Annotated in this window: 17 protein-coding genes and 1 pseudogene; 5 read left to right on the top strand and 13 right to left on the bottom strand. The window is 39.5% G+C overall.

Annotated features, from left to right (window positions below):
- Positions 1–758 precede the first annotated feature (758 nt).
- The 9 genes and pseudogenes from NSQ84_RS05980 to NSQ84_RS05940 all read right to left on the bottom strand — a co-directional run bounded on the left by NSQ84_RS05980 (position 759) and on the right by NSQ84_RS05940 (position 11,638).
- Positions 759–1,574 carry a metallophosphoesterase gene (locus NSQ84_RS05980; protein ID WP_327874004.1) on the bottom strand — a complete coding sequence of 272 codons (816 nt, stop codon included), beginning with the start codon at positions 1,572–1,574 and terminating at the stop codon, positions 759–761.
- A gap of 385 nt (positions 1,575–1,959) precedes the next feature.
- A complete protein-coding gene (gene htpG / locus NSQ84_RS05975; protein WP_339212383.1) occupies positions 1,960–3,834 on the bottom strand; it encodes a molecular chaperone HtpG in 1,875 nt (624 codons plus the stop codon).
- 303 nt (positions 3,835–4,137) lie between these two features.
- On the bottom strand, positions 4,138–4,608 hold the full coding sequence (locus NSQ84_RS05970) for a DUF1641 domain-containing protein (RefSeq protein ID WP_063386390.1): 471 nt from the start codon (positions 4,606–4,608) through the stop codon (positions 4,138–4,140).
- Complete coding sequence (fdhF, locus tag NSQ84_RS05965; protein WP_144597505.1) at positions 4,601–7,546, bottom strand: formate dehydrogenase subunit alpha; 2,946 nt, start codon at positions 7,544–7,546, stop codon at positions 4,601–4,603. The genes NSQ84_RS05970 and fdhF overlap by 8 nt, the downstream gene beginning before the upstream one ends.
- 12 nt (positions 7,547–7,558) lie before the next feature.
- Entirely contained in the window at positions 7,559–8,347 is a 789-nt protein-coding gene (fdhD, locus tag NSQ84_RS05960) for a formate dehydrogenase accessory sulfurtransferase FdhD (RefSeq protein WP_094245450.1), read from the bottom strand.
- 402 nt (positions 8,348–8,749) lie between these two features.
- Positions 8,750–9,538: an ABC-2 family transporter protein gene (locus NSQ84_RS05955; protein ID WP_339212379.1), complete on the bottom strand. Its 789-nt coding sequence runs from the start codon at positions 9,536–9,538 to the stop codon at positions 8,750–8,752.
- 1 nt (position 9,539) lies between these two features.
- Positions 9,540–10,314, bottom strand: a pseudogene (locus NSQ84_RS05950) (ABC-2 family transporter protein).
- Entirely contained in the window at positions 10,304–11,284 is a 981-nt protein-coding gene (locus NSQ84_RS05945; RefSeq protein WP_094245448.1) for an ATP-binding cassette domain-containing protein, read from the bottom strand. The pseudogene NSQ84_RS05950 and the gene NSQ84_RS05945 overlap by 11 nt, the downstream one beginning before the upstream one ends.
- A 57-nt stretch (positions 11,285–11,341) precedes the next feature.
- On the bottom strand, positions 11,342–11,638 hold the full coding sequence (locus NSQ84_RS05940) for a DUF3219 family protein (RefSeq protein ID WP_094245447.1): 297 nt from the start codon (positions 11,636–11,638) through the stop codon (positions 11,342–11,344).
- A 145-nt stretch (positions 11,639–11,783) separates the two neighbouring features.
- On the opposite strand from NSQ84_RS05940, the gene NSQ84_RS05935 reads away from it, so the two are divergent.
- From NSQ84_RS05935 to NSQ84_RS05925, 3 genes are all read left to right on the top strand, one after another.
- On the top strand, positions 11,784–11,975 hold the full coding sequence (locus NSQ84_RS05935; protein ID WP_117017358.1) for a hypothetical protein: 192 nt from the start codon (positions 11,784–11,786) through the stop codon (positions 11,973–11,975).
- Between the two features lie 369 nt (positions 11,976–12,344).
- Complete coding sequence (locus NSQ84_RS05930) at positions 12,345–13,685, top strand: cytochrome ubiquinol oxidase subunit I (RefSeq protein WP_144597509.1); 1,341 nt, start codon at positions 12,345–12,347, stop codon at positions 13,683–13,685.
- Positions 13,682–14,701 carry a cytochrome d ubiquinol oxidase subunit II gene (locus NSQ84_RS05925; protein ID WP_063386398.1) on the top strand — a complete coding sequence of 340 codons (1,020 nt, stop codon included), beginning with the start codon at positions 13,682–13,684 and terminating at the stop codon, positions 14,699–14,701. The genes NSQ84_RS05930 and NSQ84_RS05925 overlap by 4 nt, the downstream gene beginning before the upstream one ends.
- A gap of 185 nt (positions 14,702–14,886) precedes the next feature.
- Here the strand turns inward: NSQ84_RS05925 and cydC are convergent, their stop codons facing one another.
- A complete protein-coding gene (cydC, locus tag NSQ84_RS05920; RefSeq protein ID WP_339212375.1) occupies positions 14,887–16,608 on the bottom strand; it encodes a thiol reductant ABC exporter subunit CydC in 1,722 nt (573 codons plus the stop codon).
- Positions 16,605–18,338, bottom strand: a complete 1,734-nt coding sequence (cydD, locus tag NSQ84_RS05915) for a thiol reductant ABC exporter subunit CydD (RefSeq protein WP_339212372.1) — start codon at positions 18,336–18,338, stop codon at positions 16,605–16,607. Before cydD ends, cydC begins: the two co-directional genes overlap by 4 nt.
- Before the next feature lie 349 nt (positions 18,339–18,687).
- Here cydD and NSQ84_RS05910 point away from each other — a divergent pair, with 349 nt between their 5' ends.
- Positions 18,688–19,122, top strand: coding sequence for a hypothetical protein (locus NSQ84_RS05910; protein WP_063386401.1), 435 nt, complete (start codon positions 18,688–18,690; stop codon positions 19,120–19,122).
- On the top strand, positions 19,110–19,403 hold the full coding sequence (locus NSQ84_RS05905; RefSeq protein ID WP_063386402.1) for a YxcD family protein: 294 nt from the start codon (positions 19,110–19,112) through the stop codon (positions 19,401–19,403). The genes NSQ84_RS05910 and NSQ84_RS05905 overlap by 13 nt, the downstream gene beginning before the upstream one ends.
- A gap of 132 nt (positions 19,404–19,535) precedes the next feature.
- On the opposite strand, the gene NSQ84_RS05900 is transcribed toward NSQ84_RS05905, so the two are convergent.
- Both NSQ84_RS05900 and NSQ84_RS05895 read right to left on the bottom strand, forming a co-directional pair.
- On the bottom strand, positions 19,536–20,300 hold the full coding sequence (locus tag NSQ84_RS05900) for a hypothetical protein (RefSeq protein ID WP_339199374.1): 765 nt from the start codon (positions 20,298–20,300) through the stop codon (positions 19,536–19,538).
- 244 nt (positions 20,301–20,544) lie between these two features.
- On the bottom strand, positions 20,545–22,122 hold the full coding sequence (locus tag NSQ84_RS05895) for a class I SAM-dependent DNA methyltransferase (protein ID WP_130156735.1): 1,578 nt from the start codon (positions 22,120–22,122) through the stop codon (positions 20,545–20,547).
- Positions 22,123–22,634: the final 512 nt, after the last annotated feature.

Genomic DNA, 22,634 nt, shown 5'->3' with positions numbered 1-22,634 from the left:
AAAACCTCCGTTCCTAAATCATTTCTTCTGTCATCGCTTCAATGACTGCGTCGCTATGTAAAAAGAAGGCGACAAATTTAATCACCAGCCAATTCAAAGGGAAACGGCAATAAGAACGTTGCAGCCGCAAATATTTTTGAAATCTTTACTTTCTCCCTTTAAAGCTCCTGCTAAAGCTTGCGATTAGAAATAGTTTTTGCTTTTTCTCCATTAAATACCCCAATCGTGAAAAAAATCTTTTCTCCGCCTCCTTATAGGAAGAGTATACCATGTTTATAGGCGTTCAGAAATAAAGTCATCTACAAAAAAACCGGAGAAACGAATGAAAGGATGAAGTTAAAAAACTAATAAGCGCTCACAAAAAATTTTTTGTGAACTCAAGATCGTTGAAAATTCCGATTGATCAACACGCTGAACAATGGAAAAGCAGCAAGTATTGTTTATTCAATTTTACAATGGGAGCAAAAGGTGTGATTGCTTTATATTTTTTCATCGATTCATGCATTTCTATTAGAGGAAAAGCGTAAATTTAACTTTAGTTATTAGCAAATATGGATCTTAGTAGATTCTGTGATTAACCTTTTATAAATAACAAATAAACGGAAAGCTGACTTTATTAAAGATACAAGAAAATAAACTCTTTTTTGCAAAAAGAAAAAAGCAGGAGTTCATCCTGCTTTAGCTATTGAATCATCTTCAACATAGTAGGGAAAATTTCACAATCTTAACATTACAATTTTAGAGATATGTTAAAAATACTATGAAAATTGATGAAACGTAATTTCAGGGCGGCTGCCAATTCGGATGTTCACTCCTGTTTGTCCTAGGCCTTCGCTAATATAAAACGGCCGCTCGTTATGGTAATGGAGTCCTTTAATAATGTTCATTCTTGGAAGCTTGCCTTTGTAAAAAAGATGGTACGGCTTTGGCAAATTGATTTGTCCGCCGTGGAAATGACCGGACAGCAAGTAATCAAACGGAATGTTTTCCATTTCAAGAATAACGCTTGGATCATGGGTCAGCACTAATCGCATTCCTTCTTCTACTCCGTGAAAAGCTTTTTGAACATAACTGCGGTTTGTCGTGTAATCATCAATTCCAATAATATTCAAGCATTCTTCTTCAAGCTGAATGGTCACGTGCTCATTTTGTAATGTCTTTATCCCGTAATGCTGCAGCATTTTTTTCAAAGTTTCAAAGTCTTCTTCCTTTAAAACATAATCGTGATTGCCGAACACAGCATACGTGCCGTACGTTGGATTTGTTTTTCTCAATACTTCCAAGTATGCGGAAAGTTTTGGGATGCTTCTCTTCCGGTCGAGAAAATCACCTGTCAGTGCAATAAGATCAATTGGTTCTGCTGAAATCAGCTCATCTAATTCCTTTGGGCTGATCGATAAGTTTTCTAGGTGTAAATCAGATAGATGGAGTATTTTTATATTCTTTGCAGAAGCTTTCCTATCGGGGCAGCGAACTGTGATTTTCTTAACAGCTACATCCTTTGTATTTTTACTTCCTTTTATTAAAAAAAATATGAAAAGTCCAAGAAAAAATAATATAACAAAAAATAGCATAACCAAACTCCTCTCTCCCCCAAGTATAACGAACTTTCTCAAACGATCCTAGTGGGAGTTAAAGGAATTTGAAAAAAAACTCTTAGCTGCAAAAGAGCTCAAACTATTAACAAACCTGCCTTCCGCCTCTGCCGGAAAGACAGGTTTGCCTTTCTTAATTATTTTGCGCATGTCCATACGTTAAAAGCTAAAACAAGCATTCATTTTCATATCTGCGAAATTCATCCGCTGCTGCCTTGCTGCTCTTTTGCATCAGTCAATCGGTTCTCTGTGCTTCTTTATCTATAAATCGTGCACCTTTCAGCCAGCTAAGTTTTTCCGGTTGTGGCGCTGAACTCTGCAAATTGTTCAAGCTTTGACAAATCGCTAGATGTGCCCTGGATTTTTAAGAAACCATAATTTTACAAATGTCATTTGTAAACTCAACAGGATCTTGGACTGGCAGGCCTTCAATTAGCAAAGCCTGATTATATAAAATGTTTGTGAACAGCTTCAGCTTCTCTTGATCGTTTTCATACGCTGCTTTTAGCGTTTGAAAGACTTCGTGATCTGTATTAATTTCAAGCACTTTCTCCGCTTTAATGTTTTGGCTGTTCGGCATAGCATTTAACACTTTTTCCATTTCAATCGTGATTTCGCCGTCTGTTGATAAACAAACAGGATGTGTTTTTAACCGTTTTGATGCTCGCACATCCTTTACTTTATCACCCAAAATGCTTTTCATTTGTTCGAACAGCTCTTTATGTTCTTTTTCAGTTTCTTTTTTGTTTTCTTCTTCGCTAATTCCTAAGTCGCCGCTGGAGACTGATTTAAATTCTTTCTCTTTATATGTCATTAACATTTTGATCGCAAATTCATCGATATCCTCTGTCAAATACAAAATTTCATAGCCTTTATCTGCAACCAGCTCGGTTTGCGGCAGCTTTTCAATTCGTTCATACGAATCGCCCGTTGCATAATAAATATATTTTTGCTCCTCAGGCATTCTTGATACATATTCTTGTAAGGTGACAAGTTTTTTCTCCTTTGAAGAGTAGAACATAAGCAAGTCTTGCAATGTTTCTTTATTTGCGCCGAAATCGCTGTAAACGCCATACTTTAATTGTCTGCCAAATGCTTCATAAAACTTTTCATATTTTTCTCTTTCATTTTTTAATAGGTTTTCTAGTTCGCGTTTAATTTTGTTTTGAATGTTTTTCGCAATGATTTTCAATTGCTTGTCATGCTGGAGCATCTCTCTTGAAATATTTAACGATAGGTCCTCAGAATCAACCATTCCTTTAACGAAGCTGAAGTAGTCAGGCAGTAAATCCGGGCACTTGTTCATAATTAACACGCCGTTGGAATACAGTTCAAGCCCTTTTTCATAATCTGCTGTATAGTAATTAAATGGCGTTTTTTCCGGAATATATAAAATCGCCTGATAGCGAACCGTCCCATCTACGCTAATATGAATATGTTTTAACGGTTTATCAAAGCCATAATGCTTTTCGGCATAAAAGTTTTCATAATCTTCATCTGTCAGTTCACTTTTATTTTTCCGCCAAATCGGAACCATGCTGTTGATTGTTTGTTCTTCAACAACCTCTTCAAATTCGTTCTCGTTCTCATTTTTCGGTTTTTGTACTTTGACATCCATTTTGATCGGATAGCGGATGAAGTCGGAATATTTTTTAATGATTTGTTTTAACCGATATTCATCAAGAAATTCGTCATAGTTGTCATCTTCAGTATTCTCTTTGATTTTTAGTATGATCTCCGTTCCGACCTCTTCCTTCTTATATGGTTCGATTGTAAAACCATCAGCGCCTTTTGATTCCCATTTATATGCTTGATCGCTGCCCAGCGCTTTACTGATGACAGTGACAACATCCGCTACCATAAAGGCGGCATAAAAGCCAACGCCGAACTGTCCAATAATGTCATAGCCGTCTTTTAATTCGTTTTCTTTTTTAAAGGCGAGCGACCCGCTCTTAGCAATCGTACCAAGATTTTCTTCCAATTCCTCTTTTGTCATGCCTATGCCTGTATCAACGATTGTGAGCGTCCGCTTTTCTTTATTTGGAATAACTTTTATGTAGTATTGATCCTTTTGAAAGGTTAACGAATCATCAGTCAGTGCTTTGTAATAAATTTTATCGATCGCATCGCTTGCATTTGAAATTAACTCCCTCAAAAAAACTTCCTTTTTTGTATAAATGGAGTTGATCATCATTTCTAATAACCTTTTCGACTCGGCTTGAAACTCTTTTTTTTCCATGACCGCCTCTCCTTTCTAAAAAGCGTATGTGCAAAATTAAGATAAAAATTAGCACTCTAATCAATCGAGTGCTAATCATCATTTTTTTAATAACAAATATTTAATTTTATGTCAACTCCGAATGATTGACCGCTTTGACTTTTCTTGAGTTTTTCTTTACGAACGATAGGCAATAGTCGTTTTCGAATGAGAAGGGCTTTGCCTTTCCACATAATGGTTGCAAATTTCTTTACTCATTAGGATGTTTTTCGGCACAAAAGCATTCCCTCGCAATTTTCAAGCTTCACTTTTATTGCCAATCCTTCAAGATTTCCCCATTCCTCTTAAAAAATGAAGAAGCATAGTAATCGATCGGTTGATGTCAGGATCTTTTAAAGCCGATAGCAATTGGAAAAAAGAAGTTGTTTCTTCTTTATTGACGCTTGCCGCAGCTTCTTGTATTCCAGCATTCATTCTTGTCGTCATTACCTGCAGCTTTTCGAGATCGATTGTTCCCAGCAGCATCAACAGATTGACGATATTTTTTAAAACATCAATGTTCGGTTTTCTGCTGACTTCCTTAACCACGTTTTCTAGTACTTGATCTTTCCGCGCTAAAAGGGCATTGGCGATTTCCAGAACACCTGCATCGTGAAGCTTCCGTAAACATGCTATGCCTTCTAAAACTGCCTCTTTATTGTCTGCTAACGCTTGCTCGATTTCTAATAAATTTTGCTTTCTTTTTTCTTCTTGTGACACTTCGATTTTTTTGATGGTTGTAATTGGTTTAGCCATGTATTTTCACCTTGCTTCCGGGAAACGTGTAATCGCTGCGCTCCCATTTCTTCTCTACTTTGACCCCAATTTGCGGATTTCTTTTTCCGTTTCGATGGTTGTTTGGCCGAATTGGGGAGTCTCCTTTTTCCTTCAATACGACCATTTTTACGGCAATTTCTTTATATGCCGGTGTGTTTGTATCGCGGTCAGCATGATTGCCTGTTAAACGATTAATAGCCAATTCGCCCGTATCATTCAATGGGATAAAGATTTCATGCTTTTGCACGCGATCCGTTATGTGAACAGGGCCTTTTACAGAGCCGTATTTGGAAATAAGCTTGACAATGGCTCCTTCTTGAATACGGCGTTCTTCAGCCAATTCTTTCGAAATTTCTATAAAAGCGTTCGGGGTTTTCCGGCTGATTCCTTGTGATTTATACGTCATGTTCCCTTCATGGAAATGCTCTAGCAAGCGCCCGTTGTTCACGTGAAGATCATACTCTTCATCTACATCATATAAATAATCGACTTGAAGCGGATAAAGCTGTGCCTTTCCATCGGCAAACGGGAATCGATCTTCATAAAGAAGCGGCGAGTCGGTTCCATCTTTCTCAACAGGCCATTGCAAGCTTGAAAATCCTTCTAAACGGTCATAGGAAACACCGGCAAAAAGCGGTGCGAGCGACGCCGCTTCTTCCATAATTTCTCCAGGGTGCTGATAATCCCAATTGAAGCCCAGCGCTTTCGCCAGCATACAATAAATTTGCCAATCAGGCTTCGAATCTCCAAGAGGCGGCAATGCTTCATACAATCGCTGAATCCGGCGTTCTGTATTGGTAAAAGTTCCTTCTTTTTCTAAGCTTGGACTGGCCGGCAGCACAACATCTGCATATTGGGCCGTTTTTGTTAAAAATAAGTCCTGCACAACGAAAAATTCCAGCTTTTCAAAAGCGGCGCCGACTTGATTGATATTGGCATCGACAATCCCCATATCTTCGCCAGTCACATATAATGCCTTCAGAGCGCCTTCATGAATCGCTTTAACCATTTGATGATTGTCTTTTCCCGGATTTTTAGGCAATGTCACGCCCCAAGCTTTTTCATAACGGCTGCGGACTTTTTCATCCGCTACCTTTTCATATCCCGGGAAAAAGTTCGGCATGCTTCCAAAGTCGCTGCACCCTTGAACATTGTTATGGCCGCGCAGCGGGTAGGCTCCAGTGCCCGGTTTGCCGTAATTGCCTGTCACTAATAACAAATTGGAAATGGCAGTACTCGTATCACTTCCGCGCTGCTGTTGAGTGACTCCCATCGCCCAGCAAATGACCATTGTTTTAGATTGATGAATCGTTTCAGCAACCTTGATCAGCGTGTCCTTGGAAATTCCCGTCACTTCTTCCGCATATTCCAACGTAAACGGCTCTAAGCTACTTTTATATTGTTCAAAGCCGTTCACTCGTTCTTTGATAAACTCTTCATCATGCCAATTTTGGTCAATGATGTATTTCGTTACAGCTGACAGCCAAACAAGATCCGTTCCCGGCTTTGGCCTGATAAACATATCGGCCCGCTCCGCCATTTCATGTTTTCTTAAGTCAAACACGAGCAGCTTTTGTCCATAAAGTTTTTGCGCTCGTTTGATTTTTGATGCCAAAACCGGATGCGATTCCCCTGTATTGGCGCCAATAATGATGACAAGATCAGAGGAAGCTATGTCAGAAAAAGATCCTGAATCACCGCCATAGCCGACAGTACGAAATAGTCCGACCGTTGCTGGAGATTGACAATATCTTGAGCAATTATCAACATTATTCGTTCCTATCACTTGACGGGCAAATTTTTGCAGCAAATACGATTCTTCATTCGTTGCTTTGGAAGAAGCTATAAATCCTAAAGCATCAGGGCCATGTGCATCTTTTATTTCTTTAAACCGTTTTGCAACATATCGAATCGCCTCATCCCATTCAACTTCTTTAAAATGGTCGCCTTCCCGGATCAGCGGTTTTGTCAGCCGTTCTTCACTATTGACATAATCCCAGCCGAACTTTCCTTTTACACAAGTGGAAATTCCGTTTGCCGGCGATTCCGGTGTTGGTTCAACTTTTAAAACTTTTCTGTCTTTTGTCCATATATAAAATGAACAGCCAACTCCGCAGTATGTGCAAACTGTTTTCGTTTTCTTGATCCTTTCCTTGCGCAGCTCAGCTTCTGTATCTGAGATGGCCATTAGCGAACCGTATCCTGTTTCCACTTCCTTCGTCAAATTAATCATCGATCGTAATGTACCAGGTTCTACATTTGTTAAAAAGCCGGCTTCCCCTAACATTGATTTTTCCATTAAGGCATTGCACGGACATACAGTTACACATTGGCCGCAATTTACGCAGCTGGACTGATCAATCGGCACATCGTTGTCCCAGATCACACGAGGCTGCTCTCTGCTCCAATCAATCGTCAATGTTTCATTTACTTGAACATCTTGGCACACCTCTACACAGCGTCCGCATAATATGCATTGATTTGGGTCATATCGATAAAATGATCCTGAATAATCCACTTCATAAGGTTTTGGTTGGAACGGAATGCTTTGATGTTCAATGCCTAAAGCTTTAACCGTATTATGGATTGTACAATCTCCATTGTTTTTATCGCAAACTGTGCAATATAATTCATGATTTTTTAAAATTTGATCCATCGCTAATTTTTGAGATTCTTTTACTTTAGAAGTCTCTGTTTCAACAACGAGTCCTTCTTGGACTTTGTAGCTGCAGGCTCGTACAAGCTCCCCGTTCACTTCCACCATACAAGTATCACATGTTTGAATTGCGCCCAAGCTTTCATGATAACAAACGTGCGGTACATCCATTTCATGTTCGAGCAAAGCCTGCAGAAGATATTGATTTTCCCTTGCGGTTATTTCTCCCCCGTTGACCGTAATCGTTACATTTCCCACGATACGTTCCCCCTGTTATTTTGTTATTCTGTTGCTATGTGTATAAATGTTCATTTTATTTTCCCGTATAAACCCAACAGTCGTAATGTTTAAATCTTCTGCCAATTGAAGTGCCAAATTTGTTGGAGCCGATTTTGATAGAAGTATACCGCATCCAATTTTCGAAACCTTCAGCACTACCTCTGAGGAAATCCGCCCGCTGAAAGCGATTATTTTATCATTTAAAGAAATGTTTTCGTTTAGGCAGAAGCCATATAATTTATCTAAAGCATTATGTCGTCCAATGTCAGAAAATGTCTTAATCAATCCCTCTTTTGAACATAATGCCGCATGATGAATTCCTCCAGTACGCTTAAAAGCCGATGAAGCTTCATGTAACATTTCCATTAACTGAAAGCATTGTGCGGCAGAAATCGTCATGCTGTTCATAATCGTTTTCGCTGTTTTCACATCATTATAAAAATAAAACTGTCGGCTTTTTCCGCAGCAGGAGCCGATAAAGCGTTTGGAAACAAACTCTTTCTTATCCCCTATCGGCTGATGCAAATGAACATAGGCAAACCCCTTATCCTCATCAATTTGAAGCGCTTTCACATCTGCTTTTATGCGGATTATCCCTTCTGAAGCTAAAAAGCCCAATACAAGCTCCTCTACATGGGACGGCGAGCATACTAATGTGGCGAATTCCTCATTGTCCACAAAAATTGTTAACGGATACTCTATCGCAATTTCATCTATCACCACTTTCTTGTTTTGATGATCAATTTTGATTATTTCTCTTTTACAAATAATTTCTTTTTCCATAATGGGAACCTTCCTTTTTAATCACACCTCTAAAATAAAATATTCGACAGAAGCAGAAAAAATCCTTTTCTTCTTTTTTTCTCTATTTGTCCATACAAGGAAACTGTTTCACTGGAAAACCTAAGCGAGGTCAGGCTGGGAAAAATGAGGGGAGAAATATATATCTTTCAAGCGACATCGACTGATTTTGGCAGACTGCTTGTTCGAAAAAATCATCCATTGATCATTGTCTTTTATCGTGCCAAACAGCTGGGGAAAAGCAACTGAAAAACTGTAACCCCTCTGCTTTTTCATCTATCCATCTAATAAGCTATTCGGTCATTCCTTAACCAAAATCTACCGTTTGAAATTATTAGCAAATTTTTCACATTCTCTGCTGCCATTTTTCAATGCACGGAATATTTAACTGCTTGCACTTGTGTACGATCGGAGCGCATACCGCCAGAACCGGCGCGATATCCATAAGAACAGCCCGGCAAGTACAACGGATAGGATTGTTGTCATCCCGTTCCATTTTCCAAGCAAAGACAACGCCGGCGTGCTTGTAATAAAGGCAGCTGGCAAAATGTATGTGAGCACGATGCGAAGCCAGCCTCTATACATTCCGATTGGGAACCGTGTTGTTTCAAAAAATGAATTAAAAACAAACGATAGATCATCGATACGAATAACCCAAAAGGAGGTGGTCATCAGCATCATCCACAGCGCGTAAATCAGGACAAGCGAAGATCCGATACTAATGAAAAACATCACTGCATCCATTATTGTCGGCATATAATGTTTTTGTATTAACGCATAGATTATCAAGCCGATGCCAAGAAACACATCAATTAAGCGCCAAAACACTAAATGGCGGAAGCTGACATAAAACATGCTGTCGACCGGCTTTGTCAATACATAATCAAACGTCCCCATGCGAATATGCTGCAGCAGACGGGACATGTTGGGCCTCAGGGCAAAATCAATCAATCCTTGCAGCGTATTGAATATACCAAGAAGCAGCAGAACATCCGCATATTTCCAACCGCCGAGGTTATCTGTTTGATAAAAAAATACTTGAATTGTCAAAATAGCCATCCCAATGCCAAACAAACTCGACAGGAAATTTCCTAAAAATTCGCTGCGATATTCGAGCTCCTCCACTAAACAAGTCCGAAAAAATTCACAAAAAATGCGCCAATGTCTTTTCACATTATCCCCCCACAGCTTGGTTTTTCCTTAGACCAGCCTTCCAAAGCAACAATACTGCAAGCATAAAAAACATGCACCAAACTGCAGCCCATCCAAATCCGTACACAATATCCATCCCTTGGACGCTTCCGGTCAAAATTTCGATTGGAAACCCGACCATATATCGAAGGCAAATAAAAGCTGATCGTTTTCAAAAACGGAGGCAGGAGCGACATCGGTGCAATGCGGCCCGACAAAAAGAGAGACACCGCTTCAAACATGCCATACAAAGCCGTCACTTTTGTCACCCAAAAACCTAACAGACCAAATGTGTAGCTGAATAAAAAACGAATGACCGCTGCCAATAAAAGCGCACAAAAGAATAACAGCCACTGCGCCGCACTTATTTGATCCAGCCGCAGCGCCGGAATAAAGACCGCCAAGAGGCCCCATGCCGGAATTAAAATGACTAAAAATAACGCTTTATACACGATATTTTCAGCAATGGCCCAATGTATCGGGTGAAACGGACGGACAATTTGATAAGAAAAGGTTCCCTCCCTTATTTCACGCTCCAATTCCCAAACGTCCCAAGCGCTTGTCATGCGTTCAACAAAAATCAATGCCGCAAAGTAAAAAATAAACGCATTCTCCTGATCAGGATCAATATTCATCCAGACCATCATCGTGATCAGCGGCTGAACCATGGCTCCTGTCATCCACACGATCGTCGCCAGCCGGTAGGCAAACATCTCCACATATTTCATGCGAAGGAGAACAGAGTATTTACGAAACATGTGCATCCTCCTGAAACGCGAGCGTTATCACTTCTTCCATCGGCGGGTCTTCTATATTTAAATCGCTAACATCAAACTGCTGCAAAAATCGGGAGGATACCTCGTGAATGCGTTCCCTCGGCACACGAAGCGTTACTTTACCCTCTTTTGCATCGACTAATTCGCCGTATGCATCCCATGAAATATCGGGAATGGACGAAAGCTGAACCTCTAGCAATTTATACGGCGTCAATTTTTCCGTCAACATGTCCAATTCACCATCATACAACAGCTTCCCATGATTAATAATGAGCACCCGATCGCACAGCGCTGTCACATCGCCCATGTAATGCGATGTCAACAATACTGTCGTTCGGTGCTCGCGGTTATATTGTCCTATAAAGCGGCGGACTTTTTCCTGCGTATGGACATCCAAGCCGATCGTCGGTTCATCCAAAAATAAAACCTTCGGCCGATGCAAAAGCGCGGCTGCCAATTCGCATTTCATCCGCTGTCCGAGAGACAAACTCCGCGTTGGTTTCGTCAAGAGCTCTTCTAACTCCAGCAGCTCGACAAGCTCATCCAACGTTTGCCGAAACGCACGGTCTTCTATTTCGTATATCGCTTTATTGACGAGAAACGTTTCCATCGGCGGAATATCCCATATGAGCTGGCTTTTCTGTCCCATGACTAAACTCATGATCTTCTTAAATTCCGCTTTTTGTTCAAACGGTACATATCCGGCAACTTGAATGCTCCCGGAGCTTGGATAAAGCAAACCGGCCAGCATTTTAATTGTCGTTGTTTTCCCCGCTCCGTTCGGCCCTAAAAATGCGACAATTTCTCCCGAAGGAATGGTAAATGAAATGTCTCGCACCGCTTCCACAGTACGAATTTCCCTTTTAAACAAACTGCGTACAGCACCCGTCCACCCTGCTTGCCGAACGTGAACTCGAAATTGCTTGTACAAATGCTCTACATGAATTGACATAGTGCCTCCCTCTGTTTCTTCGAACACCATGGGATTACGCCATTGAAACAATCATTGTTAAATCGTCTCAATTAATTCTAATCGAAAATCACCAACCTGATTTTTTTTGTACAAATTCGTCACAGAAGTGGAATAATTTTGTATCGTCCCCCTAAAGTTCAGGTCTCTTTCAGGAACTGACACATCAAACGTTTGCTGATACAGCAGCGTCGTAATATCATGATATTCATCGCTTCTCACCTTAAAAGCAAAACGAATTTTATGTAATGGCTCACCGTTTGGTTGATGAACCACTTCCTCTTCATACTCCTCTACTTGTATCTCTACACCATTCAATATTACTTTCTTCACCATACGATCCATCCCTCCTTGGCAGCTGTTTATAAAAAATCATAGCACGAACGCTTCCTGCCCACAAACTAGCATGCTTATGAATATACAACATAAATTCGAAGCTGTTTTGACTCTATTTAACCGGATGAACAGCAGCTAAAAACCCGTGCGATTTAGAACGGACTATGTAACATTTTTGATTTTATATAGTCAAGATGAATGCAGCCGTTTTTTGTTTGCCAAAAAATATACATTTAGAGGCGGCAGCAACAATCCGTTCGATTACGGATTCAAACGTTCTGCCAATTTCGCAGCCAAACATAAACAGAATCTTGTTGGCTGCTTTCAGGCTTTTTAAGCTAGGGAAAACATGGATTTTTTTCACAGGACTTAACCCTATATTTTCTTAACCCGGCAGATAATCCGATATGATTTGAAAATCATGTATATTCTTTAAATATTTGTACAAACATATGTTGAGCAATGCTGATTTTTTCAGATTTTGCAAATGGTACAGGCTGCCTAAAATGCTATAATATGGCATAAACTAAGCGAAAAGAGCCAATGTTCACATATTTTTCATTCTCTATATATACATTTGTCAAAGAGAATTGACAAAGAGCACATTTTTATAAAGTAAAATGAAATCATATTGTATTGGTTCATCCTGATCATATACTCATGACCGGTTTCAAAGATTTATCCCATTCAAAAGGAGGAAATAAAATTGTTATTTGAAGACCCCGTATTCAGCAGTCGAATGCTGACTATCCTTACACTTTCTTTTCACGCTATTTACGCAACCATTGGGGTAGGCGTTCCGTTGATGATCATGATTGCCCAGTGGGTTGGGATCAAAAAAAATGACGAACATTATCTTTTAATGGCTAGACGTTGGGCGCGGGGGTATGTCATCACCGTAGCTGTCGGCGTTGTAACAGGAACTGCGATTGGACTCCAGCTGTCATTGCTCTGGCCGAATTTTATGGAACTTGCCGGAAATGTGATCGCATTGCCACTTTTTATGGAAGTATTTGCTTTTTTCTTTGAAGCAATCTTTCTCGGAATTTATATGTACACTTGGGAACGATTTAAAAATCAGCGGAAGCACCTGCTCTTTCTGATTCCTGTCTCCCTTGGCGCCGCCTTTTCTGCCTTTTTTATTACCATCGTCAACTCTTTTATGAATGCGCCGCAAGGGTTTGACATTGTAAATGGTGAACTCATCAATGTCAATCCGCTGGGTGCGATTTTTAACCCGGCCATGCCGACAAAAGTCGCACACGTAGTCGCAACCGCCTTTATGACAGCCGCCTTTACGCTGGCATCTATTGCAGCATGCCAATTATTAAAAGGCTCCAACCATGTTTATCATAAAAAAGCCTTGTTTTTAACTATGAAAATAGGACTGATTTTCTCCATTGCAACAGCTGTTATCGGAGATTTTTCCGGCAAATATTTAGCTGAGTACCAGCCAGAGAAATTGGCGGCTGCGGAATGGCATTTTGAAACAGAAGGAAATGCTCCTCTAGTCATGTTTGGTATTTTAGATGACGAACAAAACATTAAATATGCACTTAAATTCCCATATTTGCTCAGTATTTTGGCGCATGGAGATCCAAATGCAGAAGTTATCGGACTAGACCAATTTTCAAATTTTGAATCTCCTCCGCTTTATATTCATTATTTTTTTGATATTATGGTAGCCATTGGCGTTTTCATGATTTTATTAGCACTTATCTATTGGATTGGAGTGAAGCGCGGATGGGCTTTCATCAACCAAAAATGGTTCCGCATGCTCATTGTGCTCGGAGGGCCTCTATCTTTTATCGCGATTGAGGCTGGCTGGTGGTTGACTGAATTTGGCCGTCAGCCTTGGATCCTTCGCGGAATTATGACAACGGGTGAAGCAGCAACTTCAAGCGGCCATGTAGGTCTTATGCTCATTCTTTTTGCCATTTTGTATTTGATTTTAGGAATCGGCACGATTGTGATTCTTCGCCGGTTGTTTAAAAATAATCCGGTGGAAAGAGAGCTTGAAAATCGATTAGGCGGTGAGCAGTCATGAGCTTGGAGATTATTGGGATATCCGTCCTTTGGATCTTTTTGTTCGGCTATGTGATCGTTGGATCCATTGATTACGGCGCTGGATTCTTTAATGCTTACAGCATTTTGAGTGGCAAGCAGCATATATTGTCCAAAATTATTCAACGCTACCTGTCTCCAGTTTGGGAGGTAACCAATGTATTTTTCGTTTTCTTCTTTGTTGGGATTGTCGGTTTTTTCCCAAAAACCGCATTTTATTATGGGACAACTCTCCTTGTTCCGGGAAGCATTGCGATTATTTTGCTTGCCATTCGCGGGTCTTATTACGCATTTGAAACGTATTCATCAAAAGGGCATAAAGGGTATGCCTTTATGTATGGATTGTCTGGATTATTGATCCCTGCATCATTATCTGTCGTCTTAGCCATTTCTGAAGGCGGATTTGTCTCGATGGTGGATGAGCATCCAGTTTTAAACTACGTAGCATTATTTAAAAGCCCATTATCTTGGAGCATCGTCGTTTTAAGTATTACGGCCGTCCTTTATATTTCAGCTGTTTTTCTTACATGGTACGCGAATCAAACTGGTGATACAGACGCAACGAATTTAATGAGAAAATATGCTCTTTTCTGGGCATTTCCTTTAATCATAACAGCTTGCGGCATCATTTATGAACTGAGCTATCACAACCAAGAGCATTTTGAACGCATCCTTAATTTATGGTGGATGTTCGCTTTATCGTTTCTTTTATATGTCGGGACTGTCTGGCTCATTTGGAAAAGAAAAAATTATGGATTGGCATTCGGATTGTTAGTAGGTCAATTTCTGTTAGCTTTCTTTGGATATGGAATCTCCCATTATCCGTACTTGCTTTATCCATATTTGTCCATTTATGACAGTTTTACAAACGAAGCTATGGCCATTTCCCTGATCATCGTTTTTATTTTAGGATTAGCCCTTTTGCTCCCTTCCCTTTATTTACTAATAAAACTGTTTCTGTTCGATAAAGATTATGTGAAAGGGCAAAACGCAAAATAAGGAGTGTGGAACGATGAAGACTTTTTTAATTACGTTTGCCCCCTTTCTCGTGCTATTCGCTGCTGCAGCTTTATCATTTTGGACAGCAGTGAAAGATGAGCTCATATCCAAAAGAGGATAAAAATTGAAGCAAGCTTAGAAATCAATCGAAAAAAAGCCGACAGTTTGCTCCATGTCGGCTTTCTTTAATTTGCTGTAAAGACACTTTGTTCAATTTGCTTCATTTGATAAAAGTATCCTTTTTTGTTCATCAATTCTTTGTAGGTTCCCGCTTCTACAATAGCTCCTTCATCCATAACGATAATTTGATCCATGTTTTCCAGACCGGCCAGACGATGACTGACAAGGATGACGGTATCATTTTTAGCAGCTTCAAACAGATGATGATAAATAGACTTTTCCGTTAAAGCATCCAAAAATGATGTCGGTTCATCAAGTATCCATAGCGGAGCTTTTTTCAACAATACCCTGGCGATCGCCAGTCTTTGCTTTTCCCCGCCCGATAAATTTCCTCCTCTTTCTAACAACGGATCGGCCAAAGAAAGATAGTCAAGCTTCACCTTTTTCAGCACATCTTCCAAATCTTCGTCAAGCACTGCATCTTTAGCAATCATTAGGTTATCGCGAACGGTACCGTAGAAAAAGTGGTTGTCCTGCAAAATAACGTTCGCATTTTTCCAAAGGCTATCGTCATCTAATTGATCGATCGGGATGCCGTTGATCCGAATCACCCCTTGAAAGTTTTTATAAATTTTTAATAAAAGGGCCAGCAAGGTCGATTTGCCCGAACCACTAGGTCCGACAATGGCTGTTTTCGATCCTGCCGGAAATGTAATTGAAACATTTTTTAAAATTTCACCAAATAAATGAAAGGTGACATTCTCCATGACAATTGATGGAGCTTGTTGACCGGGAAGCTCCTTCATTTCTTTCTCATCAGACGTTTTTACAGAAGAGTCTTGATGCGTGGCGTCTGATAGTCTTGCAGCAGCTTGACGGCTGTCCTCTAAATAACTTGGAAAAGCAGCCATCGGTGCCGCATGTTCAAAAACAGTTAATGAAATCATTACAAGCATGGCAAGAAAAATACCATCTAATTGACCGCCTGCAACGAAATAGACGCCAAGCAAAAGAATAATCCAAGAGACAATTAAAGATACAAACGTATTGACAGATTGACTGAAGAGGTTATGGATTGCTTCACGTTCCTGTTCTTTCAAATAAGCATCGGAGCGTTGGGTAAGCTTCTCTTGTTTATGCTCAAGCTGTTGATAAATTTTTAAATCGCGAAACCCATAAAAAAACTCCGTAACTTCTGTCGATAAATTCCCGCGGCTTTGCCGAACATGACGCTCTACTTTTTTTAGTCTGAAAGCAAAGTAAGCCGGAATTAGGACAGTGGTGAAAATCAAACCGATACATAACACCAAGGCAATATAAAAGGAAAAGAACGAAGTGAAAAAAATGGTCCATAAAAATATGAGAGTGGATACGATCGGCGGATAAAAAACACGCAAAAAGAAGTTTTGCAGCGTTTCCACATCGCCGACAATTCTGGAGAGGAGATCTCCGCTCCGATATTTAAGAAAAATCGCGGGCACCAATGGCTCCAGCTTTTCAAAAAAAGAAACTCGCAACCGGCTTAATATATTGAATGTGGCGCGATGAGAAAAATAACGCTCCCCGTAACGGCTGCCGGCACTGATAAACCCTAACAGTTTTATACACGCTATGAAAACAGTCAGCGTGTAAATTGGCGGTGCAAGAGCTGCTTTAGAAATCAAATAGCCGCTTGAAGCAAACAAACTCACTGTCGCGATTCCTGTTATAAATCCGAAGAGAATGGACAAAAAAAGATCTTTCTTTTCTGTTAATGTCAGCTTTGTAATAAATAGCAAATCTTTCATTTTGCCATGCCTCCCTGTTGGAGCGTTGTCATTTTCCTGTACGCTTCAACTGATTCCAGCAATTCTTTATGTGTTCCGGATGCGATGAGTTCTCCATTTTCCAAAAAAAGAATTTTATCCGCATTTATAATGGTATGAAGCCGATGAGCGACGGTAATGACGGTGGAAGATTGAGCTAATTCCTTTATGGAATCCTGCAAAATTTGTTCTGTTTGAAGATCCAGTCCAGTCGTCGGCTCATCAAACAATATAATGGATGGTTTTTTCAAAAACGCTCGTGCCAGTGCAATTCGTTGTTTTTCTCCTCCGGAAATTCCCCTTCCTCCTTCTCCAATAGGTGTATCAAAACCATTTTCAAGTGATTGGACAAGCTTTAAAATTCCTGCCTTTTCGGCTGCTTGTTCGATTTCCTCTTTCGTTGCATCGAGTTTTCCTCCCAATGCGATATTTTCCGCAATCGTTCCAGAAAAAAGATACGGATTTTGCGAAATATAGCTGATTTCATCGAACCAGCTCTTTTCGTTCAAATCAGACCGCCGAATTCCGTTCACATAAATTTCCCCTTCAGTAAGCGGAACAAGACCTGCAATCACATGTAATAAAGTCGATTTCCCAGCGCCGCTCTTTCCGACAATTGCCACTTGCTCAAACGGGCGGATTTCAGCATTTATATTTTTTAAGGCAAACCTATCTCCCTCGTAATGAAATCCCGCTCCTTCTATACGAATGGTCGGCGGTCCTTCACCTTTTGGCAAAACTGCCTTCCCCCATTTTACTGGCTTTCCGATTGCGTTTAGCTCCTCTTCAATCTTTCTTGCCGCCCCCATACTTCCCCTGCCTGCATGAAAGGCGCTTCCTAAATCTTTCAGTGCATTATAAAACTCAGGAGCTAGAATCAGCATGAAAAACGCGGTAAAAAAAGAAATGTTTTGAAAAATAATTAAGCGAATCGCCACATCAAGGGCAATCAATCCCATACTAAGCATGGAAATGAACTCCAGCATAAAAGAAGAGGTAAAAGCAATTTTCAATACTTCCATCGTCGCATCACGAAAGCCATGGCTGCTTTTTCTGATCGCTTCTTTCTGCTGTTTCGCACGGTTGAACAGCTTAAGGGTTGTCAGCCCTTGCAAGGTGTCAAGAAAATGTCCCGATAAAGCGGTCATTTTCTCCATTTGCTCCTCCGATTTCTTTTTCGTTTTGTAGCCAATGATGATCATGAATATCGGTATAAATGGCGCTGTAATCACCATGATTAATCCAGTAAATGGATGGCTAGCAAACACAACGAAAAGAATGAGAAGAGGTATGATCAACGTTTGAACTGCCTTTGGAATATAAATGCTAAAGTAGCTGTCGATTTCATCTACCGCATCCAGCAATACACTTGCTTTTTGTCCTGTTTTCCCTTGCAGCGATACTTGCAGCGGGTTGCTTGAAAATTTATTTAATAAAGATTGGCGAAGATCTTTTTTCACTTTGGACGCTATTTTAATTCCTGTTAAACCGCTGAAATAATGGGATGCAGTTCTGGCCAAAAGAACAATGAACAAACCTAAAAGCAACTGGAAAACATCAGCAAAAGACTGTTTCTGTAAAAAAATGCGATCGACTATCGCCGCAAAAAAATAAGCTTGTCCAATAATGGCAGCACCAGAGATTAAAGCAAGCACGATTAGCAACATCAATTTTGTTTTCTGCTTAAAAGCCAATTTTTTTAGCTGAACCATCCTTTCATGCCTCCAAAAAAACACGTCCATAGATAAGTTTGATGAAACTTGAAAAAACTCTTTTAACATGGCAGTCCAAACGTTTTACAGTTCGCAAATACTTTCAAACAAGTATACATGATAAAATATATTCAAGTAAAACAACGGCCTCACCATTTTTTAAAAGTCTTCTATTCCTTGTTTACAACTTTGTAATTGTTGAATAACATGCTTAGATGAAAGAAAAATTTTTATTCGTTTATTATAGAAAGATATCAAATCGTGAAACTAATTTGATTTTCTATCGTATATAACATTGAAGCTAAGTTCAAAAAAAATACGAATACTTTCATACAGGGGGAAGTCGAAATTGAAAAAATTATTAGCAGCTTTGTTTACTTTCGCGCTTATTTTTTCACCTGTTGGAAATGTTGTTTTTCAAGATCATCCAACGATAGTAGAGGCGAAGTCATACAAATCAGGGAAAAAAAGCTTCAATTTGAATAAAAATACTACAACGAACAGTTCGAATTTCCAAGATAAAAAGGCAAACACTCCAAAAAATCAATCTGCCGGCTCCAAAGGCACACTCTCATCAGGAGGATTTTTCAAAGGCCTAATGTTAGGAGGGCTTGCCGGATTATTATTTGGCGGACTGCTAGCAAACATGGGTATATTCGGTTCAATTTTAGGTTTATTCATTAATTTGCTGGCAATCGTTATTCTCATCTCGATCATTCGCAAAATTTTCGTCCTGATCAAACATAAAAAAGAAAAAGAGGCTGCAAATCCATGGAAAAGCTGATTATTCCGGAGCAAGATATTATTAACGCCATCTGCGTGTACATTTCCCGAAAAAAACAAATAAAGCCGGAAGAAGTTGTAGTGGAGCTGATGTATGACGACGATTACGGCTTTTCTGCCGAAGCGTATGTAAACGACCGAAAGCAAGTACTTATTACCGCAAACATCATCGAAGCTCTGCGTCTTTGGCTCGATGAATTTTTAAATGAAGACCCGTACGCTGGGATTGAACTTGTGTTGGATGATGAAGAAGGAATTATTGCCATCGTCAAAGGAAGATAAACGAACAATCCTTAAAAAATAATCAGCACAAATTCGGCTGACTATGGATTGCGCTGGAACATTATGAAAAATGTTTCGGCGCTTTTTCATATTTCCAATTAAAATCCACTCTGAATCTAAAAAAACTCTATTTTATTGATTTTTTAAAATGCGATGAATCTCTTTAATCTCTACCCCGTATTCAACTGAACGTGCTGACAATTCCTCAATCACACGCTGCTGACGTGCTACAAATTGTTCTAAATTCTCATAAGTTTTAGGGATTCCTGTAATTTTTCGTTCGATATTTTCCATTTTTACTTCTAATCGGGATTGTCCTTCTTTTAGTTCTTTCATCCCTACTTTTAGCTCTTTCAACTCTTCTTTTACACCTTGTTGTTCGACTGCCAAACGGTGTTGTCCTTCTTTTAGTTCTTTCAGCTCTTCCTTCATATCTTTTTGCTCAACTGCTAAACGAGACTGACCTTCCTTTAGCTCTTTCAGCTCTTCCTTCATACCTTTTTGCTCAACTGCTAAACGAGACTGACCTTCCTTTAGCTCTTTCAGCTCCTTCTTCATATCTTTTTGCTCAACTGCTAAACGAGACTGACCTTCTTTTAGCTCTTTCAGCTCCTTCTTCATATCTTTTTGCTCAACTGCTAAACGAGACTGACCTTCCTTTAGCTCTTTCAGCTCTTCCTTCATACCTTTTTGCTCAACTGCTAAACGAGACTGACCTTCTTTTAGCTCTTTCAGCTCCTCCTTCATACCTTTTTGCTCAACTGCTAAACGAGACTGACCTTCTTTTAGCTCTTTCAGCTGTTCCTTTACACCTTGTTGTTCGACTGCTAAACGGGATTGTCCTTCTTTCATTTCTTTTAGCTCTGATAATATTAATTTTAACGCTTCTTCCATCATATTAAACCTCCATCATGATTCATTTTATAATAACAAATATCTATCCTCTAAACGTTTCTACATAAAATAATAGAACAAATGTTTGGTTTTGTGAAGAAAAAGTTTCATATTAACTTCTGCTTTTATAATGATTATAATACACTTTTCTCTGACAGAAAGGTCTTAATACCACCTTTTTTCCTCGATTAATCTTTATTAGGAAATTTTCGAAAGCACCGATAAAAAAATTTCACATTTTCTCAGATCATTCATTTTTTTCCCTTTTGAATACTAAGTTTGACTTTTCCCCATTCCGATACATCAGCTCCTCCAGGTTTTGTTTGATTTTTTCTTGTAGTTTGTTCGATTCTTCAAATTGTTCGAGCAACCGTTTCGTTAGTTCGGCTATTTTTTGCTCAAAAGGAATGTCTTCTTCTTCTTCTTCTGCCTCTGTTCCGACGTACATGCTTGGTGTCAGTTTGTAGTCGTTTTGTTGTACTTCTTCAAGTTTTGCAATTTTACAGAAACCTTCAATATTTTCGCAGCTTTTTGCATGTTCATATTTAAATGCTCGATAAACTGATGCGATTTTATCAATTTCTTCTTTAGACAATGCTTTTTGCTTGCGGCTGACGGGCTTTCCCATTTTTCGGGCATCGATAAACAAAATTTTGTTTCTTCGAGCACGGTAACCGTTTTTTCCATCGCGATTTTTGCTTAAAAAGAACAAACAGCACGGTATGCCTGTTGTGAAAAACAGTTTTTCCGGCAATTGGACAACGCAATCGATGTACCCTTCATCCACCAATATTTTCCGCACTTCCTTTTCTTCCTTAACATTAGTTGTCATTGCGCCATTTGCCATCACAAACCCTGCTGATCCTGCATCATTTAAATGGTATAAGAAATGCTGCATCCACATATAGTTTGCATTGCTGTTTGTAACAGGCCCGATCAAGCGCGGATCGCTTTTCGATATTCTGTCCGCCCCCCAATCTTTTTGATTAAACGGCGGGTTGGCAATCACATAATCAGCCTTTAATTCAGGAAATTGATCGTTCAACAGCGAATCTCCCAGCCGTATTTCCGCATTGATGCCATGAAGCAATACGTTCATTTTTCCAAGACGTACTGTCGTGACGACATTTTCCTGTCCGTAAAATAAAAGAGACTTTTTATTCGGCGCATACCTCCCGCTTTGAATAAACATTCCACCGCTTCCACACGCTGGATCAAACACGATACCTCTTTTTGGTTCAAGCATCTCCACCAGCAATTCCACAATACAGGATGGGGTAAAAAACTCGCCGCCTCTGTTCCCTTCTGACGAAGCAAATGAACTAATAAAATACTCATAAGTACGACCGAGTATATCTATGCTGTCTTCCGAGCTGCCACTAAACACATCACGTGAAAAAATTTCAATTAATCCAGCAACATTTTCTACCGGTAAGTTCAAGCCTTGATAAATTTGCGGCAGCACCCCTGTCAATTCTGGGTTTTCTTCCTCGATTCGCTTCATCGCATTATCGAGAATTTCTTTAATATTCGGCTGTTTAGCATTTTTCATTATATAGTGCCAGCTTGCTTCCTTCGGGACGACAAACACATTTTTATCTCTATATTGATGAGAATCTGAAACGAAACCTTGCTGCATTTCTTCATTTTCCGCAAAAATTTGCTCCAACTCATTGCAGCTCTGTTCATATTTATTCGAAAGATAGCGCAAAAAAATAAGCGGCAGTACATAATGTTTATAGTCAGCTGGAGCCACGCTTCCGCGCATTTTATTAGCTGCTTCAAATAATTCTTTTTGGAAATCAATCTCTGCTTTAACCGCCATGGTTTTCCCCCTCTAAATCTTGCTGTCGATTCATTGTATTTTAAAAATATTTTAGCATAATCTGTCTTCCTCTTTTTCAAAACAAAAGAGCGGCCCATGCTTTGGCCGCAATAAGAAACAAAATAAATTTTCGAATTTTCACAATATGAACTGTCGATTGATATCCTCTTCCTGCAAACTTTTGGGCATTTATGTTCTTCATCAATTCTGAATTTGGTTGAAAAAATAATACCCTTTCTACATATGCTGCTTTAATCAAGAAAAACGTGCCAGTGCTTTTTGCTGAAGGGATAAAAAAATTTAATTTACAAAATCTTTAAACTTTCACTGCATCCATACAGCAGCTTTCTTTTCCAATCTTCTCGATCATTTACGTGCTCACCATTTTATAACTAGATCGTAACCCGGGCTGAATTCAAATAAAGGAAGATGCTTTACAGTCTTACAATTTTTTGCATTTTCACATTTTTTTAAAACGTACCGTCCCTATCATCATAACAGTTTCAGAAATG

Source organism: Aeribacillus sp. FSL K6-3256 (assembly GCF_037965805.1).
In the GTDB taxonomy this organism is placed as follows: Bacteria; Bacillota; Bacilli; order Bacillales; family Aeribacillaceae; genus Aeribacillus; species Aeribacillus composti.
Note: the sequence above shows the minus strand (reverse complement) of the source record. Positions and strands in the feature narration are given on the sequence as shown.

Coding starts and splice junctions, on each gene's coding strand:
- NSQ84_RS05970 (WP_063386390.1), bottom strand. CDS start 4,608: ATGGCTAAACCAATTACAACCATCAAAAAAATCGAAGTGTCACAAGAA.
- NSQ84_RS05925 (WP_063386398.1), top strand. CDS start 13,682: ATGAGCTTGGAGATTATTGGGATATCCGTCCTTTGGATCTTTTTGTTC.
- cydD (WP_339212372.1), bottom strand. CDS start 18,338: ATGGTTCAGCTAAAAAAATTGGCTTTTAAGCAGAAAACAAAATTGATG.
- NSQ84_RS05905 (WP_063386402.1), top strand. CDS start 19,110: ATGGAAAAGCTGATTATTCCGGAGCAAGATATTATTAACGCCATCTGC.
- NSQ84_RS05940 (WP_094245447.1), bottom strand. CDS start 11,638: ATGGTGAAGAAAGTAATATTGAATGGTGTAGAGATACAAGTAGAGGAG.
- NSQ84_RS05895 (WP_130156735.1), bottom strand. CDS start 22,122: ATGGCGGTTAAAGCAGAGATTGATTTCCAAAAAGAATTATTTGAAGCA.
- fdhD (WP_094245450.1), bottom strand. CDS start 8,347: ATGGAAAAAGAAATTATTTGTAAAAGAGAAATAATCAAAATTGATCAT.
- htpG (WP_339212383.1), bottom strand. CDS start 3,834: ATGGAAAAAAAAGAGTTTCAAGCCGAGTCGAAAAGGTTATTAGAAATG.
- NSQ84_RS05945 (WP_094245448.1), bottom strand. CDS start 11,284: ATGTCAATTCATGTAGAGCATTTGTACAAGCAATTTCGAGTTCACGTT.
- cydC (WP_339212375.1), bottom strand. CDS start 16,608: ATGAAAGATTTGCTATTTATTACAAAGCTGACATTAACAGAAAAGAAA.
- NSQ84_RS05980 (WP_327874004.1), bottom strand. CDS start 1,574: ATGCTATTTTTTGTTATATTATTTTTTCTTGGACTTTTCATATTTTTT.
- NSQ84_RS05900 (WP_339199374.1), bottom strand. CDS start 20,300: ATGATGGAAGAAGCGTTAAAATTAATATTATCAGAGCTAAAAGAAATG.